The sequence below is a fragment of the Thermostichus sp. OS-CIW-33 genome, assembly GCF_054059615.1.
The window spans coordinates 1-20,321 of the sequence record NZ_JBSSCH010000028.1; the positions used below are offsets into that span (position 1 = coordinate 1).

Below are 20,321 nucleotides of genomic sequence, written 5' to 3' on the forward strand. Positions count from 1 at the left end.
GTCACAAACAGCGCTATTGCTCTGGAAGACTTGACAGGGATACGGGAGCGTATCAACCAACAACCCCGCAGCAAAGCCGAGCGGCGCAGGGCCAATAACTGGGCGTTCTACCAGCTTAGGATGTTTGTGGTCTACAAGGCTGCCATCGCCGGAGTACCTGTGGTGCTGGTTCCGCCTGCCTACACGTCGCAGACCTGCCACCGGTGTTTGCATATCCATCCCGACCCTGCGCAATCCTACCGCAATGGGAAGCAGTTTAAGTGTGGGCACTGTGGATGGGAAGGGGATGCGGACTTGAATGGTGCAAACGTAATTGCGCTCTTAGGGGCTGCCGTAAACCAGCCTGGAGGTTCGGGCTTGTTTTGTTCTCTGGTAGAGCAGAGCAGGCTCAGGGCTACTGAAAGCCCGCTCCGTACCGCTTAGCGGTCGGAGCCGGGTAGTTTACTTCCCCCCACGCTGCCGGCTGGGGAGATATTCGGCGCACCCTCAACCAGCGCTACCCCGGGCTACGGGTGCTGTTCTCCCCGGCTCAAGTGCAAGGGGAGGCAGCCCCGGAATCAATTGTGCGGGCCATTCGCCGGGTGGAGCGGGATGGGCGGGCGGAAGTGCTTCTTTTGGCGCGGGGCGGTGGAGCCAGCGAAGATTTGGCCTGTTTTAACGATGAGCGGGTGGTGCGAGCCATTGCCGAATGTCGGATCCCGGTGGTCACCGGGATTGGCCACCAGCAGGATGAAACCCTGGCTGACTACGCTGCCGACTACGCCGCCCATACCCCAACGGCAGCTGCCGAGCGGATCGTGCCGGATCTGGGGGAATTGCAGCGTCAGGGATCCCAGTTGCGCCAGAAGTTGATCGAACGCACTCGCCAAGCTTTGGAAAGGGCCCAGCAGCGTTTGCAGCAGGCCCAACACCACCTGGCTTACGTGCATCCAGAGCGGCTGTTGCAACAGGCTCAGGAGCGCTTGACCCAACACCAACATCGCCTGCTCCAAGCCGTGCGCTATCGCTTCCAGCAACGCCAACAGCACCAACAGGCCCTGCAAGATCGCCTCCAAGCGCTCGATCCCGAAGCCATTCTGAAACGGGGCTATGCCTTGGTGCGAGATGAAGAGGGATCCCTCATCCGCACCCATCGCCTGCCTCCCCAAACCCGCCTGATGATACAACTGGCCTCGGGAAGCCTATGGGTACGAGTAGAGGAGAGCCATGAGCCGCCGCAAACGTGAGGAGCCGTGGCGCTATGAAGCAGCCATTGCCGAGGTGGAAACTTTGATTGCCCAGATTGAATCGGGGGAACTGGATCTGGCGGAAGTGGTGGAGCGCTTTCAACAGGCCGCCCAAACCCTGAAAACCTGCGCGGACTTTTTAGAGCAAAAGCGGCAGCAGGTGGAGATCATCATCGAGCAATTGGGCCAAGAGGAAGAAGACCTGCCCGAATCATAGGGATCCCACCTGATCATTCCCCCTGCACTGCTGTCGCCATTCTGCTTCACTATGGATGGTCGTTGGATGGTTGTCTTTATCCTTGCGCCCCCATGCCCGCAAAGATCCTCGATGGCAAAGCCTTAGCCGCCCGCTTGCAAGCGGAGATGGCCGCCCAAGTGCAAGCTTGGATACCCCAGGTGGGCCGGCCACCGGGATTGGCAGTACTGCGGGTTGGAGAGGATCCCGCCAGTGCGGCTTACGTGCGTGGCAAAGAGCGGGCCTGTGAGCGGTTGGGCATTGCTTCTTTTGGCCGACATTTTTCCGCCCAAGACTCCCCTGCCCATTTGCTCGACACCATCGACCAACTCAATCAGGACGAGCGGGTGGATGGCATCCTCGTCCAACTGCCCCTGCCCCCCGGCTGGGATCCCATCCCCCCCCTTCTGGCCATCAATCCCGACAAAGATGTGGATGGACTCCATCCCCTCAACCTGGGCCGGCTGTTGCGCGGCGAGCCCGGCCTACGCAGTTGTACCCCTTTGGGCGTGATGCGCCTGTTGCAGGCAGAAGGGATCCCGATTGCAGGCCGAAAGGCAGTGGTGGTCGGTCGCAGCATCTTGGTGGGCAAGCCCTTGAGCTTGATGTTGTTGGCCGCCGATGCGACGGTCACCCTAGCCCACTCCCGCACCCCCGACTTGGCAGAAGTGACCCGCGCCGCCGACATTGTGGTGATGGCCGTGGGCCGCCCCCGCCTATTGAGGGCAGACATGGTGAAACCCGGCGCGGTGGTCATCGACGTTGGCATCAACCGCATCGAGACCCCCACCGGAGCCGAGCAATTGGTGGGAGATGTGGACTATGAAGCGGTCAAAGAGTTGGCCGCTGCCATCACGCCCGTACCGGGAGGCGTAGGGCCGATGACGGTAACGATGCTGCTGGCCAACACCCTACAGAGCTATAAACTGCGCAGCCACTTGTGTAGTCATTATTAAACAGGAATGAAACATTTCTGTTGCATTGTTCCCTAACTTCCCTCTCTCTCTGGGAGAAGAGCTGGGGTTGGTCGCGGCAGCGGCACAGAGCGCTTGGGGAGTGTCTCAATCTAGCTTGAAATGACTATGGTTTGGAGACTGTTCTCAAAATGTTCTGTTGCTTGGATCCTCCCCCTTTGGCCCAGAAGAGTGAGGAATGGAGAAGTTGCCCCAGAGGAGTTTGAGGTGACCGCTGCAAATGTCCAAGCTGCGCGCGGAGCACCCTAAGGCTGCAAGATCATCGACCAGGAGCCGCTCTCCCCATCCCAAAACGGGGCCAGAGACTCTCCCACCACATTGGGCCCCCAATAGCGGCGGGTTCCATCCAGGGCGAAAGCCACCACAATGTCTCCGGGGCCGATTTGCAGCGGTTCCTCTCCCAAGCTCAGCAGCAATCCCTCGCTCCCCCCCTCTCCAGGGGCAAAGTCCCAGTGGGCCGTTTCCGGATTGATCATCCGTTCGCCGCTGCGCATCAAGATCACCAGCCGAACCGGATGGGGCGTGCGATTGCCGACACGAAAGGGTCCTGTGCGGGCGGAGGTGGGGGCAGCCTGGGGGGATAAGACAGGCTCTGAGGGCAGAACAGGGATAACATTCCCCTCAACAGAATCTTCCAAGGCTTCCAGCATCGGTTTCTCCAGAGTCTGTGCCCTCAATCCCTGCACGAGAACCCCTACCCCAACCAGAGCGGCAGACAACACTAGGGATCCCTTGCCCCTCAAAGCTCTGTTCAGCAATGGGCCGCCGGCGAAAAAAGAGGCAACAGCCTGAGCGAATGAGCAGATCAAGACGCACATCGAGACCACTGCAAGCCAAAGTGATACGTGTCGAGTTAGACAAAAGGCATCAACTGCTGCCCTACCCCTGATAGACCAGCCATACGCGTACAGAGTTCCATCAGAGGATAACGCCCCCACCGTGCAGAACACGATCGTTCAGCTACGTTAACACGTCCATTCCTCTATTCCCCGTGCTTTGGAGGAACAAGGAATAAGGGATCCCCCACTCCAGACCAGGCTAAGCAAGTTTGGATCCCTTTTAGGGATTCACAGCCCGACGCTGCCACCCTTTGGAAGTGCGCTCGTACACCGTCCGCAATTGGGGATAGATCTGATCCCCCTTAAGCTGCAAGTGATCCACCTCCGTTGGCTCCAGCAGTAATGCCACAAAAGTCTGCGGAGGCAGCAGATCTTTCTCTTTCGGCAACTCTTGAATAAAAGCCTCTGGCGGGGCAAGCAGCCCCTTAGGTTCCGGCCAAAACCAGAGGAGCCGTCCTTTTTCCGATATTTGTTGCCACAACTGCTGCCGCTGGCGCTGGGCCTGGGGATCCGGATGATCGGCGGCGATGGCCTCAAGGGTGCCAGCGATGCGGAATTGCTCGCGGGTTTTGCAGAAATACCAGCAGATCTGGGCTTGGGGGCAGTGGGCAATTTGTCGGATCTTCTCGCTGCGACTATCCACCGCCAATTGAATGCGGTCGGTATCGCCCAAAAACCCCCGGAAAACGACCGTGCGGTTGCGCGGATGCCCCTGGGGATCCACCGTGGCCAATTGCAAATACCGCACACCGGGATCGCTACGGTTCCGGTGCAGTGCCGCCTGAATCAGCGCCCGCCAAGAGGGATCCGCAGTAGAATTGCCCTTCGGGTCTTTCATCCGTTTTTCGCAAGGTGCAAGCAAGCCGGGATTGGGGTTTTCTCTCCCTGACGCGATCAGCTAGGGGGTGGAGAAGCCTCAGATTGGGAGTCTCTGGAGTGCCTTGGTGAGGACTCCGCACCGCCGACACGACCAGAGCTGGGATCCGGCTCAGTTGGGCTGATGGGATGAAAGTGGTGCTCCAGCCAGCCTTCCGGTGGCCCCTCAAACCGCTCCGGCACCGGCTGCTTCACCTGCAATCCCCGCAACACCGCGTTGAGATAGGCGCTATCCCAGCTAAAGAAGCGGCTTTCGCGGATTTTGTGCCACACCGAACGCGACATCAGCAACGTCCGCTCTACATCCTGGGCTCCCAGCTTCAGCAAGAACTCCTCCCGTTCCGGCTGGTAATCGGTGGAGGCCAAGGCCAGAGATTGCGGCGGATGAGCCTGAGTAAGCTGGGCCATCTTGGCCATGAGTTCGGGGTAAAGCCAAGTGTAGGCGGGGTGAACCGTAAGCTTGGCCACATGAGGTTGCTGCCCGGTGCGATCCAACTTCAAGTTGAAGTAGCCGATGGCGGTTTTGCGTTCGGGCTCGTAAACACACACTTCCACCCGCTCCGTCTGGCTAATGGCGCATTTGGCCTGCTCCAAAAGCCAATCCAGTGGGCTAGTGCGAAAATCGTTCACCTCACGGTCGTACACCTGGCGCACATTGGCGGGCATGGATCCCGTATCCAGTTGGTAGATGGCATAGGCATCCCGGTTGGTCACCGGCACCAGGTTGGGCAATTTGGGCTCGTGCTGGCTGAGAGCTGCCAGAATATCGGCTGGAATCGACCAGTAGGTGATCTGAGCCAAGGGTTGGAAGCCGTTGCGCCGGTAGAGCGCCATTGCCCCCTTGTTGTGGATGTTCACCTCCAGGATCCAGGTGCGAGCTTCCCGAAAGTGCTCCATGCAGTGCTTGAGCAGCCGGGATCCCACCCCCTGTCGCTGGGCAGAGGGCGCCACTGCGATATGATCGACCCGCCAGGTGCTGCGGGAATGGTTGAAGGGAGAAACCTGAATCACCCCCTGAATCTTGCCCTTCAGCTCCGCCACATGCACTGTAAACATGTGCTGGAAGCGATTGGGAAACAGGGTCAGGGTTTTCAGGGGCCCATACCACTGGCGCAACCGCCGCACTTGGCGACGAATATCCACCGAGCGGCTGCTGTACTCTTCATCAAAGGCTTGCGCCAAAATCTCTTCCACAGCCTCCAGATCCCCCAGTTGGGCGGGGCGAATGATCAGGTCAGGGGCACCAATGGGGGCTTCGGCATCCGGGTCGGGTCTTGCTGTGGTGTTGTCCATGCCAATCGCAGGCGGGAGAATATTCAAAGCATAGCTCAGGCTCTCTTGCTTTTTCTAACCGGGAGGATCGTTCTGCAACAAAGCTTGAAAGCCTACAGACTGGCTTTCCCGTTATCGAGAAAGGCTTGGCCGCCAAGAAGGGCGTGAACTCAGCCTCCCGGTAGCTGCCCAACAATGACGAATGGGAGAGCCGGCCCTCTACCCTGCTGGGGTCAATGCCGGGTCGCTCACGCCCCAACGTCTAGCAAGGTCAAGTTGCTGAAGGTGAAGCGCTTCTCCACAGGGCCGGTTTCCGTCTCGGTCTGGATACGCCGCTCCGAGAGGATGTAATACTTGCCCACTTTTGTGTACAGATCCTCGAATTGGCTGCGCCCGCCCTTTTGCTCGCCCGTTTGGGGATCGTGATAGACGGAATCGTAGCGGTGGGAAAGATAGCCTTCGCCGGTATCGTGGCTGCTGAAGGTGTGGATGGTAACCACCACTCCGTGGATATGCCGGTGCACCATGGTAACCTGGTTATCGCGCACGTGGTAGCGATCCCCTTCTGCTTTGCCCCCCACCAGGATCTCCACTGTGCCATCGGGCAGGGTTTGGCCATAACGGAAGGTGTTGTTCCCATGGGTCTCGTCGAAGCTGCGGCGCACCCGGTGAATGGCAATCTCCCAAAGTTGGTTGTGAATGGCTTTTCGAGCTTCCTCATCCTCTACGCCGGTAACAGTGGCCTTTAGGTCTGCTCCCACTCGCACCTGCCCAACGAATGTGCGCTCCCCATCCCAATAGGTGACCTCGGCGCTGTAGCCTGGGAAAGCGGGATCCCAGGTGTAGCGGTTTTCATAGGCGGCCCGAAACAACTCTTGGGCAGAGACTTGAGTGGCAATCATCGGCTGTCTCCTTCCTGTTTTCCTTGCAAGCACTTCCCCTGAGCATCCATCATACCGCCCCCTGCTGTTGGGCTGCCCCCCAGTTGCCTTCGCTGAGAACCTGCATCTGGTGAACTGGCCTAGCCGCTCCCCTGTCCGCTGCTGCAGGATAGAAGCGCAGCCATGGGAACTTCTTCCTCACACCCAATTTGGCTTGCGAGTTTAGCCGCTGCTGTGATCCCCAGAGTATTCTCTGAGAAGGGTTCGCCTATTTTTTGTGGGTGAGGAGGGAGATTGAAAGGTTTTGACAATCGCGTCAGCGGGGCGGATCCCCTAGAGCCTGGCCTGACGCCGCCCCAGACCGGCATGGCAACCGCGCCAGAGATGATGGGGCCAGTGCTGAAAATCATTGGCAAGCAGACCCTGAGTGGCCACATCCCTATTGGCGGGGCAAAAAACTCTGCCTTGGCGCTGATGGCCGGGGCCATCTTGGCTCCTGAGGCCTGTCGAATTCACAACGTGCCGCGTCTGCTGGACATTGAACGCATGGGGCAGATCCTGGCCACGCTGGGAGTTAAGGTTTCCCATGTTGGCAATACCCTGGACCTGGATGCCAGCTCCCTCAAAACCTCTCAAGCCCCTTATGAATTGGTCAGCCAGTTGCGGGCCAGCTTTTTCATCATAGGGCCTCTGTTGGCGCGGCTGGGGGTGGCCAGAGTTCCCCTGCCCGGTGGCTGTGCGATTGGGTCTCGTCCTGTGGATCTGCATGTGCGGGGTCTACAAGCCTTGGGGGCAACGGTCCAAATCGAGCATGGGGTGGTTCATGCCTATGCCCGTAAACTGTTGGGAACCCGTATTTACCTGGACTATCCCAGCGTCGGTGCCACCGAGACCTTGATGATGGCCGCTACGCTGGCGGATGGAGAAACGGTGATCGAGAACGCCGCCCAAGAGCCGGAGGTGGCGGATCTAGCCCGTTTTTGTCAAGCCATGGGGGCCCGCATTCGCGGTGTCGGCACCAATACGGTTGTGGTGGTAGGGGTGCCCCGCTTGCATGGAACAGAGTACACGGTCATTCCCGACCGCATCGAGGCCAGCACCTATCTCATTGCCGGGGCCATTACCCGCTCTCACCTCACGGTTGGCCCTGTCATTCCCGATCATCTGCGGGCGGTGATCGCCAAGTTGCAAGCGATGGGGCTGCGGGTGGAAGAGGAAGGCCCAAACCGGCTGCGCATTGCCCCGGCTCAACTGAGCTCAGGCTGGCTGTGTCAGGCAACCGATATTCAAACGCTGCCCTATCCTGGTTTCCCCACCGATGTGCAGGCGCCGATCATGGCCTTGGCCGCCTTGAGCGAGGGCAGTTGCACCATTGAGGAGACGGTGTTTGAAAACCGCATGCACCACATTCCCGAGCTCAACCGCATGGGAGCCGATATTCGCCTGAAGAACCGAGTGGCCCTGATCCGAGGGGTGCCGTCCCTTTCCGGCGCTCCGGTGGTGGCCGCCGACCTGCGGGCGGGTGCGGCCCTGGTGTTGGCCGGTCTGGCGGCTGAAGGCTGCTCCACGATCCACGGATTGCACTACATCGACCGGGGCTACGAAGCCATTGATGAAAAGCTGCGCAGTGTCGGGGCCAAGGTGTACCGCAGCGAAAGCCCGACAGCGCAATTGGGGAAATGAGCCGTTTCACCGCCGTTTGAAGTTTGAAGAAATCGTTGCATCTCTCCCTGCCTATCGCCTGGCCACAATGCGCGGCGACCGCTTGCTGGGTGAGCTTTCCAGCCATGTTGCAAGTATCGAGTCGTCCGGTGGCTCAACGCAGTCGGGTTGAGTATCTTAGTTCAGAGGTGGTGGGGAGGCAAAGCATGGGGATCCTGACAGGCAGCAAACGACGCTGGACAAGATGGGCTGCCGGTGTGCTGGCAGCAGGAGCGGCTCTGGGTGGAGCTGTCTGGGGCTTCTACACCTCATCCTGGGCAGAAACCGTAGAAGTGGCCTCTGCACGAGAAGGCAGGGATCCGACGCAACTGCCCCAAACTTCCACAACGGCCTTTCTGCGGGCCTACGCAGCGCTGCAAGCCGGCCAAGCGCAATCTGCCTTGAAGGATTTGCAAGGGCTGGAAGAGAGCCTGCCGGTTCTGAGGGAAGAGATTTGGAAGCTCAGGGCCCAAGCCTATGAACAGTTGCAGGATAAGGAAACAGCCCAAGGGATCTGGTGGCCCCAGATTTTGCAGGAATATCCCCACAGCCCTGTCGCTGCCTATGCCCTCTGGGGGATGGGCCAGGTGGATCGGCTGCGGCAGCAATTTCCCACCCATCCGCTGACCGGACGTGCCCTCAAGCATTTGCTGGAGCTGGATCCCGACCGCTATGACCTGCTGCGGGATTTGGCCCAACATCACCCGCAAACCCCTGGGCTAACGCCGCTGCTGGATCGCTGGCGGCAGGCTCAGGAGGGATCCCTCACGGCTTCCGACTGGCAGATCCTCGCCGATGCCTACTGGGAGCAACGGGAGTACGGCAAAGCTGCCCGGGCCTATGGGCGTGCCCCCGCCACCTCTCAGAACCTCTACCGCTGGGGCCGCAGCCACCAGATCTCGCGGGAGTTTCCCCAGGCCAAAGCGGCTTACCAAGCGCTGCTGGCACAGTTCCCCGATGGGCCAGAGGCTTCCCTCACCCGTCGCCGTTTGGCGGAACTGAGCGACCTGCCGACGGCAATTGAACTCCTCCGACAGGTGGGAGCCGGCTCAGATAAAGAAGCTCCAGAGGCGTTGCTTAGCCTCAGCCAGCTTTACGATCGCAACGCCAGCCCCCAATCGGCCCAGGCTACTCGGCAAGCCCTTTGGGATCGCTTTCCAGCCAGCGAAGCTGCAGCCAATGCCGCCTGGACAGTGGCCTGGAGCCAAGCACAAGCAGGCAATCTCAGCCAAGCCATCGCCCTGGCCCAACAGATCGGATCTGCTCAGCGGGATACAGAAATGGGGGCACAACTGCTCTACTGGGCGGGCAAATGGCGGGAACAGCAGGGGGATGTGGCTGCAGCTCGGCAGACCTATCGGCAGGTACTGCGTCAGTTTCCCCACACCTACTACGGCTGGCGGTCGGCAGTGCAACTGGGCTGGCCGGTGGGGGATTTCTACAGCGGGCGCAAAAGGGTTGAGGTGGATTTTCAGCCGGTGCGCCAACCGTTGCCAGGGGTCTCTGCAGTTACGCAAACCCTGCATTTGATGGGAGCCAGCCAACTGGCCTGGGAACGCTGGCAGGGCGAAACTCCCGTGCAGCGGGATCCCCGCCAGATGAGCGTTGCCGAGCGCTTTGTTACGGGCATTTTGCGCAACAGCGCCGGAGATCACCTGCGGGGCATTAACCAGGTGGCTGCTTTGCGCTTCAGCGAAGAGCCGGATCCCCTGCTGGAGACGTTGAGGCAGCGCCAAGATTTCTGGCAGGCCATCTATCCGCTGCACTACTATGCCGGCCCCGACAATTCCTGGAGCGGGGATCCCTACGCCCAACCCGGTATGGCCCGCTGGTCGCGGCAATTTAACCTCAATCCTTTGATGGTGGCGGCTCTGATCCGGCAGGAATCCCGCTTTGAGCCGGAGATCGTCTCGGCCTCGGGGGCTTTGGGCTTGATGCAGGTGATGCCCGCCACCGGGCGCTGGATTGCTCAGCAGATCGGCCTGGCCCAGTACAGCCTCACCAACCCCGCCGACAATCTCTACCTGGGATCCTGGTACTTCGACTACACCCACCGCACTTACCAAGACAACACCTTGCTGGCCCTGGCCAGCTACAACGGTGGCCCCGGCAACGTGGCCAGATGGCTGAACCGCTTTGGCTTCGGGGATCCGGACGTGTTTGTGGAGCAGATCCCCTTCCCCGAAACCCGGGGCTATGTGAAGTCCGTGTTTGGCAACTACTGGAACTACTGGCAGCTCTACACCCAGGAGGGGCGCACTCTGGTCAGCCAGCGACTGCATAACCCCTCGTCTTCTTCATGACTTCCGGTTTTGTCGCGGGAGTGCTGCCGTAGAGGGAGTGGGCTTTTTTCCCACAGTATTCTGGGAGAGTTACAGTTATTCCAAGATTTGGCAGTCAAGATTTGACAGTGCCGTTCGCGCTGACAGGACGGGGTTCTATGGTCTCTGGGTTTGAACAACAGGAGGGCGTTTGCGTTAGCGGTGCGGAGCACTATCGCGTTAGCGGTGCGGAGCACTATCAGGGGGCGGCAGAAAAGCAAGCTGCCCGGCAGGAGCTGGCTGTGGATTTTATTCGCCATGGCATAGCCGAGGAACCCCGGCCAGAAGTCGAGGATGCCTTTCGGGCCCTTACAGACGAAGGTCGCAAGCGTTGCCGCAAGGTTGCCCGCCAGCTCAAGAACATGGGCTGGAGGTGGGATCTCCTGCTCACCAGTCCCCTGGTGAGGGCTCGACAGACCGCTGAGATCTTTTTGGACGAGAACCTGGCCGAAGCTGTGGAGGTGTTTGAGCCGCTGGCTCCGGGGGGCAGTTTTGCTGACCTGGTGCGCTGGCAAGCAGAGCGGGAACCTCTGGCGTCTTTGGCTCTGGTCGGTCACCAGCCGGATCTGAGCCTGTGGGTACAAGCGGCTGTTGGTCTAAACCCGGCCAACGCCCACGCGATCACCCTCAAAAAAGCGGGCCTAGCCCAAGTGCGCTTTGCCGAAGGCCGGATTGACTACCGCCAGGGATCCCTCACTTTGTTGCTCTCCCCCAAGGTGGTGCTGCGCTGAGAAGAAGCTGGCTCATCATGATAAACGCCCAACGAGTCGGCCAGAGGTTGTGCCCCTAGGTTCAGCGCTGAGAGGAGGTCAGCCGCTCTCCCAGCAATTGCACACAATAGGCCGCCAGCCCCAACCCCACCATGGCAAACATGAAGGCAATCAGGGAAACGGAACCGACCAGCAGGTAGCGCACCAGAATGCTGATTCCGCGGGCCAACGATCCAATCTCCACCTCAATTGGCGGCAACTTGGCCAACATCGAGAGCAGCAGTTGAAAGAACCCGTAGCCCAAACTGACGGCAATGGTGGCCCCCAAGAGGGCACTGAAAGGATGGGGGGATCCCTGGGGCGAGGCGGAAGACATGGGGCAGCACCGGAAAACTCACCTTTATTCTAGGCTGCAGGTAGAATATGGAAGTTTCTTTCCGGCAGGCCTGGGGAGTATGGAGAGCGGATCCCATTACGAAGTTTTGGGCGTTTCCGTGGCGGCGACGGCGGAGGAGATCAAGTCTGCCTACCGTCGTTTGGTCAAGTACCACCATCCCGACAGCCTGCTGGCCAAAAAAGATCGGGCCACCGCTGAGCGCATCCGCCAGATCAACGCTGCCTACGCGGTGCTCAAAGATCCGCAATCTCGCCGCGACTACGACCGGCAATTGCATTCCAGCCGCACCTCACCCTGCCCTCAGCCGAGGGGATCTCCCCATGAAACCGTCAGCCACGAAGCCATCGCCCGCGCAGCCTGGATCCAACAGGTCTACACCCCCCTAAACCGAGTTTTGGGGCCCCTGCTGTCTTCCCTAGAGCCTCAGTTGCATGCTTTGGCGGCGGATCCCTTTGATCCCAACCTGTTGCAGTCTTTTGCTGACTATCTGGAAGAGTGTGCGCAGAAACTGGCCCAAGCCCAGCAGATCTTTGGCCGCCTCCCCAATCCCAGCAGCCTGGGGGGAGTGGCTTCTCGCCTCTACTACGCCCTCAACCACCTAGAGGACGCTCTAGAGGAGCTGCAGTATTTCCCCCTGAACTTCGACGACCGCCATCTGCACACCGGACAAGAGCTGTTTCGCCGGGCAGGGGGGCTGCGCCTGGAAGCTATGGAAGCTTACGCCAAGAGTTCACCCTAGGCCAGAGCGGGATCCCCCTCTGGGCAGAGCGGGGCGAGGATCATAGGGGATGGGGATGTACTGTACAGAAGGACGGCCTATGGCGGCCTGTGGGTACAAGTCCATCAGGGCATAGATTTGGGGTGGCAACTCAGTAGAAATGGGCAGGCCCAACCTTTGGGCTTCTTCGGCAGTGATCGGGTAGTCGTGGGTAACTTGTCCACTGGTTAGGTACTGGATGAGGGGCTCGATGCGTTCGGGGGCAATTTTGCGCTTGGGCACATCGTCCTTCAGGAGATCCCGCACGAAGTTCTGTACCTGTTGCATCGCTTTGCGGGCCAGATCTGCCAGGATCAAGGTTTGGTCATCGATTTCGGCAATGGGTTTATCCGCCACCACCTGCAGAATACTGGCGGCAGCATACCCCCCCAACTGTGGATCCACCGGCCCCAGGACTGCATTGGCATCCATGACGATTTCGTCGGCGGCCAGGGCCAGCATCGTCCCCCCCGACATGGCGTAGTGGGGCACAAACACTGTCACTTTGGCCGGATGGCGGATCAAGGCGCGGGCAATTTGCTCCGTAGCCAGCACCAGGCCACCGGGGGTATGCAAAATCAAATCAATCGGGGTATTGGGTGGAGTGAGGCGAATCGCCCGCAATACCTGCTCGGAGTCCTCGATGCTGATGTAGCGGGAAACCGGGATCCCCAAAAAACTGATCGACTCCTGGCGGTGAATGAGCAGAATCACCCGGCTGCCCCGCTTTTGCTCCAACTCCCGAATGGCCATCAAGCGCCGGAACTCTTGGGCACGACGGTTCAGCAGAGGTTGCAAAGAGCTGAAGATCAGGAAAATCCAGAACAGGCTGCCCCAGTCCACTTTCGCACCTCAAGTGGGATCCCTTTGCTTCCAGGATAGGGGATAGCAAACCTTTGGTGATCTCTGGGCCTCACGAGTTGGGTTCAGACGCCGCAAAAAAGCGATCCAAAGCCTGCAGCAAATCCGGTACGGAAGCTTGGTCAATCCAAGATCGAATATAAGCCTGTTGCTCCGCCAAGTTTTCAATGCGGCCCAACTTTTGCATGGCCAAGTAGCGGGTTTCTGCCGCGGCGCGATTGGTTTGCAAGTCCAGCCGCTGCTCCGGGGTCAGCGGATACTCCGTTTGGGCCAGCAGGTAATCCGCCACCATCATGAACAGCAGAGGCCCCGCCAATTCCACCTGAGGCTCGGCTTCTGGCTCAGAATCAGCAACAGCGAGATCTTGGAGATCTTGAAAAAGATCCTGACCCAGTTGCAGCAGCTCCTCTGCTGAAGCCGCCCGCAGCACCGTCTCGGCAGCAGCCTGCAGCGGCTCTGGGGAAACCCTGTGGTGGATGGCCAATTCCGCCAGGGCCTGTTCCCATTGATCCCGTTGGGCTTGCACCACAGCCCGCTCTTCTGGAGAAAAGTCCAACCGCTCCAGCAACACCTCCAGAGCCACAGCCCCCACCAACAGGGGGGGGAAGCGCAGCACTGTAGAGGCGGATCCCGCCTGCTCCAAAAAGGCTTCCAAATCCGGGCCGGATCCCCTGTCCAGCAAGTCCTGCAAGTAGGCCAGCACCTCTTGGGGCGAGGTCAACCTGAGGATCCCTCGCACCTGTGCCCGCAAGTCTGCGGGGATCCCAAGGAGCTGCACCTGGACTTCGGCCCGCGCCTGCGCTTCTGCAATCAACTCCGGCAAATCTGCCGTTGCCCGACCGGCCTGCAACAAAACCTGGCTAGAGTCCTGCAACAGGCTGGCCGCTTCCACAAACAGCAGCACCTGCGGGACTTGCAGCGTTGGCCAAACCATGCTAGCCAAGCTGTGGATCCGCAGGGGATCCCTCCGATTCTGGATTGGCTGGCGCAGCGGGGTGAGCTGAAGTGGGCTTGTGCCAGTGCAGACCGATCAGAGCATCGTACAAAAAGCCCCAAAACTCTCCCTTCTCCCAGATCCCCAGCGTTTGCTGGCAGTTGCGCACGTCCAGCTCAGGTTTGGCTGCCCAGTAGGCTGCTTGGTATTTGTACCAGGGAACAGAAGGCCAGAGATGGTGGATCAGGTGATAGTTTTGCCCCAACAGCAGAATGTTGGTCAGCCATCCGGGATAGACGCGGGCATTGTACCACCGCTCTTGGGATTGAAAAGGGCGATGGGGCAGGTAGTCAAAAAACAAGCCCAGCAAGAACCCCATGATAAAGGCAGGGGGTAGCCAATAGTTCATGATGTAGTCAGTGTAGCCGAAGTAACCGGCCAGACCAAAGGTCAAGACTACCACCAGCCGACTCAAGCCCCACTCCAGCAGATCCCAGCGACCTTTCCGCCAGAGCTGCCGCTTAAAGAAAAACACCTCATGGTAGAAAAACCGCGGCGCGATCAGCCACAGCGGCCCTCCCGTTGAGACATAGTGATCGGGATCGTCTTCAGGATGGTTGACGTGGGCGTGGTGCTGCATGTGTACCCGCTTAAAGACGGGATAGACAAAACCCTGCAACAGGGCAGAGCCGTGTCCGAGCGCCTCGTTCAGAAAGCGGTTGCGGTGGGCCGAGCCATGGGAAGCATCGTGAATCACCGTGCCCAGAACATAGAGGGCCACAAAATTGAGCCAGAACACCATCCATTTGGGCCAGTGCCAAAAGGCGTACCCGCCAAAGCAAGAGGCCGAAAGCACCACCGCAGCCAAAAACATCAGCAAGGTGGGATTCCAAAATTCCGAGGGTGGCCCCAACAGCTCACGAGGCAATGCGAAAGGTTTTTGGGCTGGTTCAGCAGTAGCAGCAACAGTCATCGGCAGCCATCCTTAGGTGCGCACAGTGCAGACAGAGAGGATGGGTCGAGGCAGCGCGTCCCAGTCATCACACCGAAAAGAGATCGAAGAGATAAGTTTGTTAACTTTCGTTAGTATACGGCAGAGACCTGCCCAGCTTCTCAGCCCAAGCCTTATTTTCCTCACAACCCCAGCCATGGGGGCACCTTCCTCTCCTGGCCAAGGATTCCTGAAGGATCCCGGCAACGGCAAACTGCCCCTGAAGCCAGAGAAAAGCCGTAGTGTGAGGTTTTGTTGCAATTCATGTGCAGATTGCGAGGGGATCCCAGCAGGAGGGGTAATCTAAGGGTCGGTTAACCTGAGCTGAGGATGGAAACCATGATGCCTGTTGTTGCGCTGTTGGCTCTGACCGCTCAAACCAGCCCCTGGTCCCCCCTGAACGCCGTGATCATTCTGCTCTGCACAGGGCTGGCTTACTTGAGCTTCAAATCCTCCTCTGGAGTGGCCTCAGAGACTGGGCCGGTACTGGGAATGACCTGGCCAGAAGTCATCGGGGTTGCCAGCTTTGGCCATTTGTTGGGAGTGGGGGTCGTTTTGGGCCTCTCCAACATTGGCGTTCTCTAGGTCGCCACTTCCTTTACATTTCTTGAACTTAGTCCGGATCCCTGCTGGATGATGTTAAGCTGTATTTTAATTCTGAAAGAAGCAGTTTCTTCAGCCGCATTTTCCCCTGAGGTTTGTTGCTATGTCAGCGATGGTGCTCCTGGCTAGTTTGCCGGAAGGCTATGAATTGTTTGACCCGCTGATCGACATTTTGCCGATCATCCCTGTTCTGTTTTTCCTGCTGGCTTTTGTCTGGCAAGCGGCAGTGGGCTTTAAGTGAAGCCATCGCTCCTGCTGAGGTCTTGTCCGGAGGAAACTCAGGCAGGGCCGAGGTGCTTCCCCCCAGCTCCTCTCCCAGGTTGGGGGGTTTGTTGCTATACCCCGGCAAAAGCGACAAGCCGTCTTGTCACTGGTCAAAAACGTAAATGCCAATGACTCCCAAAGGTGGGCCAGGGATCCGGCGCTAGGGCTCACGGTCGAGGACACCGGTAATCCAGAGAACCCCTGCCAAGCAGACGAAGTGGGCAAACGTCACGTTGATGTTGGCGGCCAGCAGCAGCACTCCTGTCACCTGGTTGGCCTGGGTGCGGGAAAACATGCGCGCCAACAGCTCGCCCACTTGGGCTTCCATACCAATCAGAGCGAGGAAGGCCCCAATGAGGCTGATATAGGTGACCAACTGCAACTGCTTGGGCAGATCCAATTGGCTTAAGGCATCGGCAGAAGCTGAGCGGCGCTCCGCGTGGAGCAAGTAGCGCCAGTTGAAGAACAGACCGGCTGCCAGGGTGAGCAACGTAAACAAGGTGAACCAGAAGGCGATGATAGCCCCCAGCGAGTCATCTCGATAGACGGTATTCTGGCCAATTAAAAAGCCGAACCACAGCAGCAGCGCCGTCGCCCCCAAGATCGCCTGGAACCAAAACCCGAAGCGACGAGTCATGCGCAAGCGAGACTTCATCCGCTCGACAGCCGCCCGCACTGACGGCGACATGGGCTCGTTCATCTTTTTCCCCCGCTCGACTGGATGAACAGCAACGTTCGCTTCCAGCCTATCTTCATTCTCCGGCCCCAGTCACTTTTACCAGTCACTTTTATCGGGCTGGCGGTTGGGGATCCTCGCTTTGTAGGCGGAGAATTTCGGCCTCAATGCGCTGTTGCAAAGCTTTGCCCTCTTCGGAGCGGATCAAGAGCGTAATGCGGTTGTAGTCGGGCACGGTCATACCGTGGCGAGTGATGATCTCGGTCGCGGTGCGGATGAATTCTCGCCGGATTTGATCTTTGCTGGCCGGGTCGTTCGTGGCTTGGGAGCGCTTTTGGGCCTCTTGCCGGTGGGGCTCCATCTCCAAGACGATACGGGCGTACATTGTTACCTGCTCATCGCTCAACACCACAGAGGTGGTGGGGGTTTGAGCCACGGCCAGAGAGACAGTGAGCACAGGGATCCAAGTGCAAACCCAGATCAAACCTACCAGCCCTTTTTGGACCACGCTTTGGATTGGAAATGCCGTCCACCGTCTCCGACTTGCTTTGCCTGACACCGCTGATGTCTCCCCACCCGCCAACTGTTGCTCAGGTTGCCTAGGGTTTTTGTGAGCTTTCGGCCCCACGCCGGTTCAACACTCTGATGAACCCCGCGGGCTTCGATCCTATCTGCTCCTCTCTGTGAAAGCCCAGGGCGTCGTCCACGCTGACAACTGAGCTTGCTTTTCCATTTGACCGAAAACTGGTCTTTAGGTTCCAGTTCCAGTCCCTTTCCAGCCTATCTGACACCCAGAAGGGAGTGGCCTCTGGGATAATGGGGATGAATTGTTGGTTATTGCCCCTATGCATTTGGAACGTCGCCCGGTTTTCCCGTTTACGGCCATCGTCGGCCAAGAGGAGATGAAATTGGCCTTGCTCCTCAACGTGATCGACCCGCGCATTGGCGGGGTGCTGATCATGGGGGATCGCGGCACGGGCAAGTCCACCACCATTCGCGCTTTGGCCGACCTGCTGCCCCAGATCGAGGTGGTGAAAGGGGATCCCTTCAACAGCCACCCGCGGCAGCGGGACTTGATGAGCGATCAAGTGTGGGAGCGCCTGCAGGCGGGAGAAACGCTGGAAAGCACTTGGATCCAGGTGCCGATGGTGGATCTGCCCTTGGGGGCAACAGAAGACCGAGTGTGTGGCACTCTCGACATTGAGCGGGCCTTGGCTCAGGGGGTGAAGGCTTTTGAGCCGGGGCTACTAGCCAAGGCCAATCGAGGCATCCTTTACGTGGATGAAGTCAACTTGCTGGATGACCACTTGGTGGATGTGTTGCTGGACGCGGCGGCCTCAGGCTGGAACACCGTGGAACGGGAGGGCATTTCCATTCGTCATCCGGCTCGGTTTGTGCTGGTGGGATCCGGCAACCCGGAAGAGGGGGAATTGCGGCCTCAACTGCTGGATCGCTTTGGCATGTTTGTCCAGATCGAAACGGTGCGAGATGCCGCCCTGCGGGTGCGGATCGTGGAGGAGCGCAGCCAGTTCGACGCCGATCCCCAGGCTTTTTTGGCCAAGTATGCCGATTCCCAGCAGCGCCTGCGGGAGCGCATCGAAAAAGCCCAACATCTTTTGCCCAACGTGGCAGTGGATCCCGACTTGCGCTTGAAGATCTCTGGGGTATGCGCGGCTTTGGAGGTGGATGGGCTGCGCGGAGACATTGTCACCAACCGGGCTGCCAAGGCCCTGGCGGCTTTGGAAGGGCGGAGCGAGGTCACCGTCGCCGATATCCGTCGGGTGATCAGCCTGTGTTTGCGTCACCGCCTGCGCAAGGATCCCTTGGAAACCATCGACTCCGGCTACAAGGTGGAAAAAGCCTTCAGCGAAGTGTTCCAGGTGAGCCTAGAGAGCGCCGCCTAGCCCTCACCCCCCAGCCCCTCTCCCAGGGGGAGAGGGGAGTAGGGTGGCTGCTAGCTTGTCGGCAATGGCGGCAATCCAGGCTTGCTCCTGCCGGCTGAAGCTGCGTGGGGTATCGCTCCCCAAAATCAAGCACCCTCGCTGGCCGATGGGCTGGCACAGCACGGCCTGGGATCCGGGGGGCAACAGGCCATCGAACTCGGCGCGGGCCGGGAACAGCTTGAGATCCACCAAATACACGGGCCGCCCCGTCTGCAAGACCCGCTGTAAAACGCTCTTGGGCTGAATGGAGGGCATCTGGCCGGGGGTGGCTAGGATCCCCCGTTGCAGGAGGGTTCGCCCACCCACCCAGATCACCACGGTGCGGGCGGCGGTGGTGCTGAGCAGGGTATGGGAGGCCCAAGCCAGCTCCAGTTTCTCGCTTTCGGAAAGATCGGGATGCCAATCACAGCCGGGGATCCCCTGCAGGGGGGCCGTTTGGGGTGGAAGAGGCTGGATCTGCTGCCACAGCAGGCCGGTCAGGATCAAAACGGCGCTGAGGAGGATCCCCAAGGCATCTGAACGGGACTGGCTGGTAAGCAATTCCGGCGTAAAGGCCAGTCGATTAATAACCAAAAGGACGCTGCCCAAAAGGCCGGTCACCAGAGGCAGCCGCCTCACCCAGCGATTGGGATCCCTGGGGGCTGGAGTGGGTTCAACCGTCAAGGCAGGCTAGGCATAACCTAGAGGAAGTAACGGGAGAGAAGGGAGAAGCTCTTTCCTCTCTGCTCCCTTGAAGATTAAAGAACTGAAGTTCAGTATAAAGCCAACTCAGAGACGGCTCCAAATGCCAAGGCGCTCCTGCTGGGCTTTTTCTTGTAGGCCACCGTAGTAGCTGTCGTACTTGATGTTGTGGCTGTAGGGGATGATGCGGGCCAGGCCATTGCGCACCAACATGGCGTTCATCTGATGGCCTTCTAACCAGACATAGGCCTCCACCAAGCCCGTAGCATCTACGTTGCGCAGCAACTTATCCCCTTCCAGCTTGACGGTGCGGTAGAGGATGCGCTCCCGCATCAGTTCAATGGCTTGCTGGTAATAGGGGTTTTCTTCCGGGCTGAGACCCTCGATCCCGGCCAACCGGATTAGGCGCATCTTCTGTTCCCCTTCGATTTGCACCACTAGGGTGTCGCCGTTGACCACCCGCACCACAACCGCATCTGGGTAGCGATCGAAGCGGTGGTTGTCGAAGTAGAACGGGGTATCGGGAACGACCCGGGGCTCTCCAAACCCGTGGCTGGGAAGGACGGGTATGGCCAGAAGCAATCCCAATGCAGCAGAGCCGAGAGCAATACGCTGGAACATGACCTTAATCCCCCACTTTGGACGCAGCCCCCTCTTCTTTTCCCGCCGGGGAGTTTCCGGTGGCAACGCTCAAAGTGTAATGGTAGCGGCAACTCTCCAGAAAACAATCCCACCGCAGATTTGAATTGGCCAGCAGTAGATCCGCCGTTGGTTGGGTTGCCCAAGGCTCCCAGGCGACTGAGCCATTCCTGCTCGCTTTTCTTCAGCTAGAAATCGCAGGAGCCCCGCACTGTACCCGTAGGGTCAGTGCCGGGAGGAATGCGCTTTGATGAAGTACAATGGACTTATGAGCCAAGTCCTGACCATATCCTGTAAGCTCAAGGCGTTCCCGTCACAAGCCGCCAAATTGGACGCGACGATGGATGCCTTTGTACAGGCATTGAACTGGGTCAACCAGAACACGCCGGAGAAGATCGTCAACGCGGTCAAACTGCAATCCCTTTGCTACTACGAGATTCGAGCCCGGTTCGGCTTGTCCAGTAACTTGGCTCAACAGGTGTGCAGACGGGTGGCAGGCGCTCGCAAAGTGGCGAGACAGCGCAACCGTCCGGTTAAAGA

The 20,321-nt window shown here is 59.1% G+C and carries 22 protein-coding genes and 2 pseudogenes; 12 read left to right on the forward strand and 12 right to left on the reverse strand.

What is annotated here, in order from left to right; genetic code table 11:
• From ACVWZG_RS12890 to folD, 4 genes and pseudogenes are all read left to right on the forward strand, one after another.
• Nucleotides 1-423 (forward strand): zinc ribbon domain-containing protein (locus tag ACVWZG_RS12890; protein ID WP_457407353.1); only part of this gene is annotated, 423 nt, incomplete at its 5' end.
• 32 nt (nucleotides 424-455) lie between these two features.
• A pseudogene (gene xseA, locus ACVWZG_RS12895) lies at nucleotides 456-1,226 on the forward strand (exodeoxyribonuclease VII large subunit); the annotation flags it as partial.
• Nucleotides 1,207-1,443, forward strand: a complete 237-nt coding sequence (gene xseB / locus ACVWZG_RS12900) for an exodeoxyribonuclease VII small subunit (RefSeq protein ID WP_011431761.1) — start codon at nucleotides 1,207-1,209, stop codon at nucleotides 1,441-1,443. The pseudogene xseA and the gene xseB, both read left to right, overlap by 20 nt.
• 92 nt (nucleotides 1,444-1,535) lie before the next feature.
• A complete protein-coding gene (gene folD / locus ACVWZG_RS12905; RefSeq protein ID WP_011431762.1) occupies nucleotides 1,536-2,417 on the forward strand; it encodes a bifunctional methylenetetrahydrofolate dehydrogenase/methenyltetrahydrofolate cyclohydrolase FolD in 882 nt (293 codons plus the stop codon).
• Between the two features lie 263 nt (nucleotides 2,418-2,680).
• Here folD and ACVWZG_RS12910 read toward each other — a convergent pair whose 3' ends face one another.
• The 4 genes from ACVWZG_RS12910 to ACVWZG_RS12925 form a co-directional block, all read right to left on the reverse strand.
• Nucleotides 2,681-3,085 (reverse strand): hypothetical protein, encoded by a 405-nt coding sequence (locus ACVWZG_RS12910; protein WP_414423876.1) that lies wholly within the window; start codon nucleotides 3,083-3,085, stop codon nucleotides 2,681-2,683.
• 409 nt (nucleotides 3,086-3,494) lie between these two features.
• A complete protein-coding gene (locus ACVWZG_RS12915; RefSeq protein ID WP_414357483.1) occupies nucleotides 3,495-4,112 on the reverse strand; it encodes an Npun_F5749 family FMN-dependent PPOX-type flavoprotein in 618 nt (205 codons plus the stop codon).
• Nucleotides 4,113-4,168: 56 nt separating this feature from the next.
• Nucleotides 4,169-5,344, reverse strand: a complete 1,176-nt coding sequence (locus tag ACVWZG_RS12920) for a GNAT family N-acetyltransferase (RefSeq protein ID WP_457415414.1) — start codon at nucleotides 5,342-5,344, stop codon at nucleotides 4,169-4,171.
• 326 nt (nucleotides 5,345-5,670) lie between these two features.
• On the reverse strand, nucleotides 5,671-6,324 hold the full coding sequence (locus ACVWZG_RS12925; protein WP_414422439.1) for a DUF3386 domain-containing protein: 654 nt from the start codon (nucleotides 6,322-6,324) through the stop codon (nucleotides 5,671-5,673).
• 345 nt (nucleotides 6,325-6,669) lie between these two features.
• On the opposite strand from ACVWZG_RS12925, the gene murA reads away from it, so the two are divergent.
• From murA to sixA, 3 genes are all read left to right on the forward strand, one after another.
• On the forward strand, nucleotides 6,670-7,986 hold the full coding sequence (gene murA / locus ACVWZG_RS12930) for a UDP-N-acetylglucosamine 1-carboxyvinyltransferase (RefSeq protein WP_414342656.1): 1,317 nt from the start codon (nucleotides 6,670-6,672) through the stop codon (nucleotides 7,984-7,986).
• Between the two features lie 104 nt (nucleotides 7,987-8,090).
• Nucleotides 8,091-10,307 (forward strand): lytic transglycosylase domain-containing protein, encoded by a 2,217-nt coding sequence (locus ACVWZG_RS12935; protein WP_457407357.1) that lies wholly within the window; start codon nucleotides 8,091-8,093, stop codon nucleotides 10,305-10,307.
• A 137-nt stretch (nucleotides 10,308-10,444) separates the two neighbouring features.
• Nucleotides 10,445-11,056, forward strand: coding sequence for a phosphohistidine phosphatase SixA (gene sixA / locus ACVWZG_RS12940; protein WP_457407358.1), 612 nt, complete (start codon nucleotides 10,445-10,447; stop codon nucleotides 11,054-11,056).
• A gap of 61 nt (nucleotides 11,057-11,117) precedes the next feature.
• On the opposite strand, the gene ACVWZG_RS12945 is transcribed toward sixA, so the two are convergent.
• A complete protein-coding gene (locus tag ACVWZG_RS12945) occupies nucleotides 11,118-11,411 on the reverse strand; it encodes a DUF3082 domain-containing protein (RefSeq protein WP_457407360.1) in 294 nt (97 codons plus the stop codon).
• Between the two features lie 79 nt (nucleotides 11,412-11,490).
• Between ACVWZG_RS12945 and ACVWZG_RS12950 the strand changes: the two genes are divergently transcribed.
• Nucleotides 11,491-12,171 carry a J domain-containing protein gene (locus tag ACVWZG_RS12950; RefSeq protein ID WP_457407362.1) on the forward strand — a complete coding sequence of 227 codons (681 nt, stop codon included), beginning with the start codon at nucleotides 11,491-11,493 and terminating at the stop codon, nucleotides 12,169-12,171.
• On the opposite strand, the gene ACVWZG_RS12955 is transcribed toward ACVWZG_RS12950, so the two are convergent.
• The 3 genes from ACVWZG_RS12955 to ACVWZG_RS12965 all read right to left on the reverse strand — a co-directional run bounded on the left by ACVWZG_RS12955 (nucleotide 12,163) and on the right by ACVWZG_RS12965 (nucleotide 14,957).
• Entirely contained in the window at nucleotides 12,163-13,032 is an 870-nt protein-coding gene (locus tag ACVWZG_RS12955; protein WP_011431772.1) for an SDH family Clp fold serine proteinase, read from the reverse strand. The genes ACVWZG_RS12950 and ACVWZG_RS12955 overlap by 9 nt on opposite strands.
• 70 nt (nucleotides 13,033-13,102) lie before the next feature.
• Nucleotides 13,103-13,984: a hypothetical protein gene (locus ACVWZG_RS12960; RefSeq protein ID WP_457407366.1), complete on the reverse strand. Its 882-nt coding sequence runs from the start codon at nucleotides 13,982-13,984 to the stop codon at nucleotides 13,103-13,105.
• Nucleotide 13,985: 1 nt separating this feature from the next.
• Nucleotides 13,986-14,957 (reverse strand): fatty acid desaturase, encoded by a 972-nt coding sequence (locus ACVWZG_RS12965; protein WP_457407369.1) that lies wholly within the window; start codon nucleotides 14,955-14,957, stop codon nucleotides 13,986-13,988.
• Between the two features lie 357 nt (nucleotides 14,958-15,314).
• Here ACVWZG_RS12965 and psaK point away from each other — a divergent pair, with 357 nt between their 5' ends.
• Entirely contained in the window at nucleotides 15,315-15,560 is a 246-nt protein-coding gene (gene psaK, locus ACVWZG_RS12970) for a photosystem I reaction center subunit PsaK (RefSeq protein ID WP_011431775.1), read from the forward strand.
• A 121-nt stretch (nucleotides 15,561-15,681) separates the two neighbouring features.
• On the forward strand, nucleotides 15,682-15,819 hold the full coding sequence (locus ACVWZG_RS12975) for a photosystem II reaction center protein K (RefSeq protein ID WP_414332566.1): 138 nt from the start codon (nucleotides 15,682-15,684) through the stop codon (nucleotides 15,817-15,819).
• A gap of 183 nt (nucleotides 15,820-16,002) precedes the next feature.
• Here the strand turns inward: ACVWZG_RS12975 and ACVWZG_RS12980 are convergent, their stop codons facing one another.
• Nucleotides 16,003-16,542 (reverse strand): DUF3611 family protein, encoded by a 540-nt coding sequence (locus ACVWZG_RS12980; protein ID WP_457407371.1) that lies wholly within the window; start codon nucleotides 16,540-16,542, stop codon nucleotides 16,003-16,005.
• 88 nt (nucleotides 16,543-16,630) lie between these two features.
• The gene (locus tag ACVWZG_RS12985; protein WP_238376835.1) at nucleotides 16,631-16,975 is read right to left on the reverse strand and encodes a DUF4168 domain-containing protein; all 345 of its coding nucleotides are present in this window, start codon (nucleotides 16,973-16,975) and stop codon (nucleotides 16,631-16,633) included.
• A gap of 388 nt (nucleotides 16,976-17,363) precedes the next feature.
• On the opposite strand from ACVWZG_RS12985, the gene bchI reads away from it, so the two are divergent.
• Nucleotides 17,364-18,422 (forward strand): magnesium chelatase ATPase subunit I, encoded by a 1,059-nt coding sequence (bchI, locus tag ACVWZG_RS12990; protein ID WP_011431779.1) that lies wholly within the window; start codon nucleotides 17,364-17,366, stop codon nucleotides 18,420-18,422.
• Between the two features lie 3 nt (nucleotides 18,423-18,425).
• On the opposite strand, the gene ACVWZG_RS12995 is transcribed toward bchI, so the two are convergent.
• Together ACVWZG_RS12995 and ACVWZG_RS13000 are read right to left on the reverse strand one after the other, a co-directional pair.
• Complete coding sequence (locus tag ACVWZG_RS12995) at nucleotides 18,426-19,124, reverse strand: cofactor assembly of complex C subunit B (RefSeq protein ID WP_457407374.1); 699 nt, start codon at nucleotides 19,122-19,124, stop codon at nucleotides 18,426-18,428.
• 105 nt (nucleotides 19,125-19,229) lie between these two features.
• Complete coding sequence (locus ACVWZG_RS13000) at nucleotides 19,230-19,763, reverse strand: thermonuclease family protein (RefSeq protein WP_011431781.1); 534 nt, start codon at nucleotides 19,761-19,763, stop codon at nucleotides 19,230-19,232.
• Between the two features lie 286 nt (nucleotides 19,764-20,049).
• Between ACVWZG_RS13000 and ACVWZG_RS13005 the strand changes: the two are divergent.
• Nucleotides 20,050-20,321, forward strand: a pseudogene (locus ACVWZG_RS13005) (RNA-guided endonuclease TnpB family protein); the annotation flags it as partial.

Coding starts and splice junctions, on each gene's coding strand:
- xseB (WP_011431761.1), top strand. CDS start 1,207: ATGAGCCGCCGCAAACGTGAGGAGCCGTGGCGCTATGAAGCAGCCATT.
- folD (WP_011431762.1), top strand. CDS start 1,536: ATGCCCGCAAAGATCCTCGATGGCAAAGCCTTAGCCGCCCGCTTGCAA.
- ACVWZG_RS12910 (WP_414423876.1), bottom strand. CDS start 3,085: ATGCTGGAAGCCTTGGAAGATTCTGTTGAGGGGAATGTTATCCCTGTT.
- ACVWZG_RS12915 (WP_414357483.1), bottom strand. CDS start 4,112: ATGAAAGACCCGAAGGGCAATTCTACTGCGGATCCCTCTTGGCGGGCG.
- ACVWZG_RS12925 (WP_414422439.1), bottom strand. CDS start 6,324: ATGATTGCCACTCAAGTCTCTGCCCAAGAGTTGTTTCGGGCCGCCTAT.
- murA (WP_414342656.1), top strand. CDS start 6,670: ATGGCAACCGCGCCAGAGATGATGGGGCCAGTGCTGAAAATCATTGGC.
- ACVWZG_RS12935 (WP_457407357.1), top strand. CDS start 8,091: ATGTTGCAAGTATCGAGTCGTCCGGTGGCTCAACGCAGTCGGGTTGAG.
- sixA (WP_457407358.1), top strand. CDS start 10,445: ATGGTCTCTGGGTTTGAACAACAGGAGGGCGTTTGCGTTAGCGGTGCG.
- ACVWZG_RS12945 (WP_457407360.1), bottom strand. CDS start 11,411: ATGTCTTCCGCCTCGCCCCAGGGATCCCCCCATCCTTTCAGTGCCCTC.
- ACVWZG_RS12950 (WP_457407362.1), top strand. CDS start 11,491: ATGGAGAGCGGATCCCATTACGAAGTTTTGGGCGTTTCCGTGGCGGCG.
- ACVWZG_RS12960 (WP_457407366.1), bottom strand. CDS start 13,984: ATGGTTTGGCCAACGCTGCAAGTCCCGCAGGTGCTGCTGTTTGTGGAA.
- ACVWZG_RS12965 (WP_457407369.1), bottom strand. CDS start 14,957: ATGACTGTTGCTGCTACTGCTGAACCAGCCCAAAAACCTTTCGCATTG.
- psaK (WP_011431775.1), top strand. CDS start 15,315: ATGATGCCTGTTGTTGCGCTGTTGGCTCTGACCGCTCAAACCAGCCCC.
- ACVWZG_RS12975 (WP_414332566.1), top strand. CDS start 15,682: ATGTCAGCGATGGTGCTCCTGGCTAGTTTGCCGGAAGGCTATGAATTG.
- ACVWZG_RS12980 (WP_457407371.1), bottom strand. CDS start 16,542: ATGAACGAGCCCATGTCGCCGTCAGTGCGGGCGGCTGTCGAGCGGATG.
- bchI (WP_011431779.1), top strand. CDS start 17,364: ATGCATTTGGAACGTCGCCCGGTTTTCCCGTTTACGGCCATCGTCGGC.
- ACVWZG_RS13000 (WP_011431781.1), bottom strand. CDS start 19,763: ATGTTCCAGCGTATTGCTCTCGGCTCTGCTGCATTGGGATTGCTTCTG.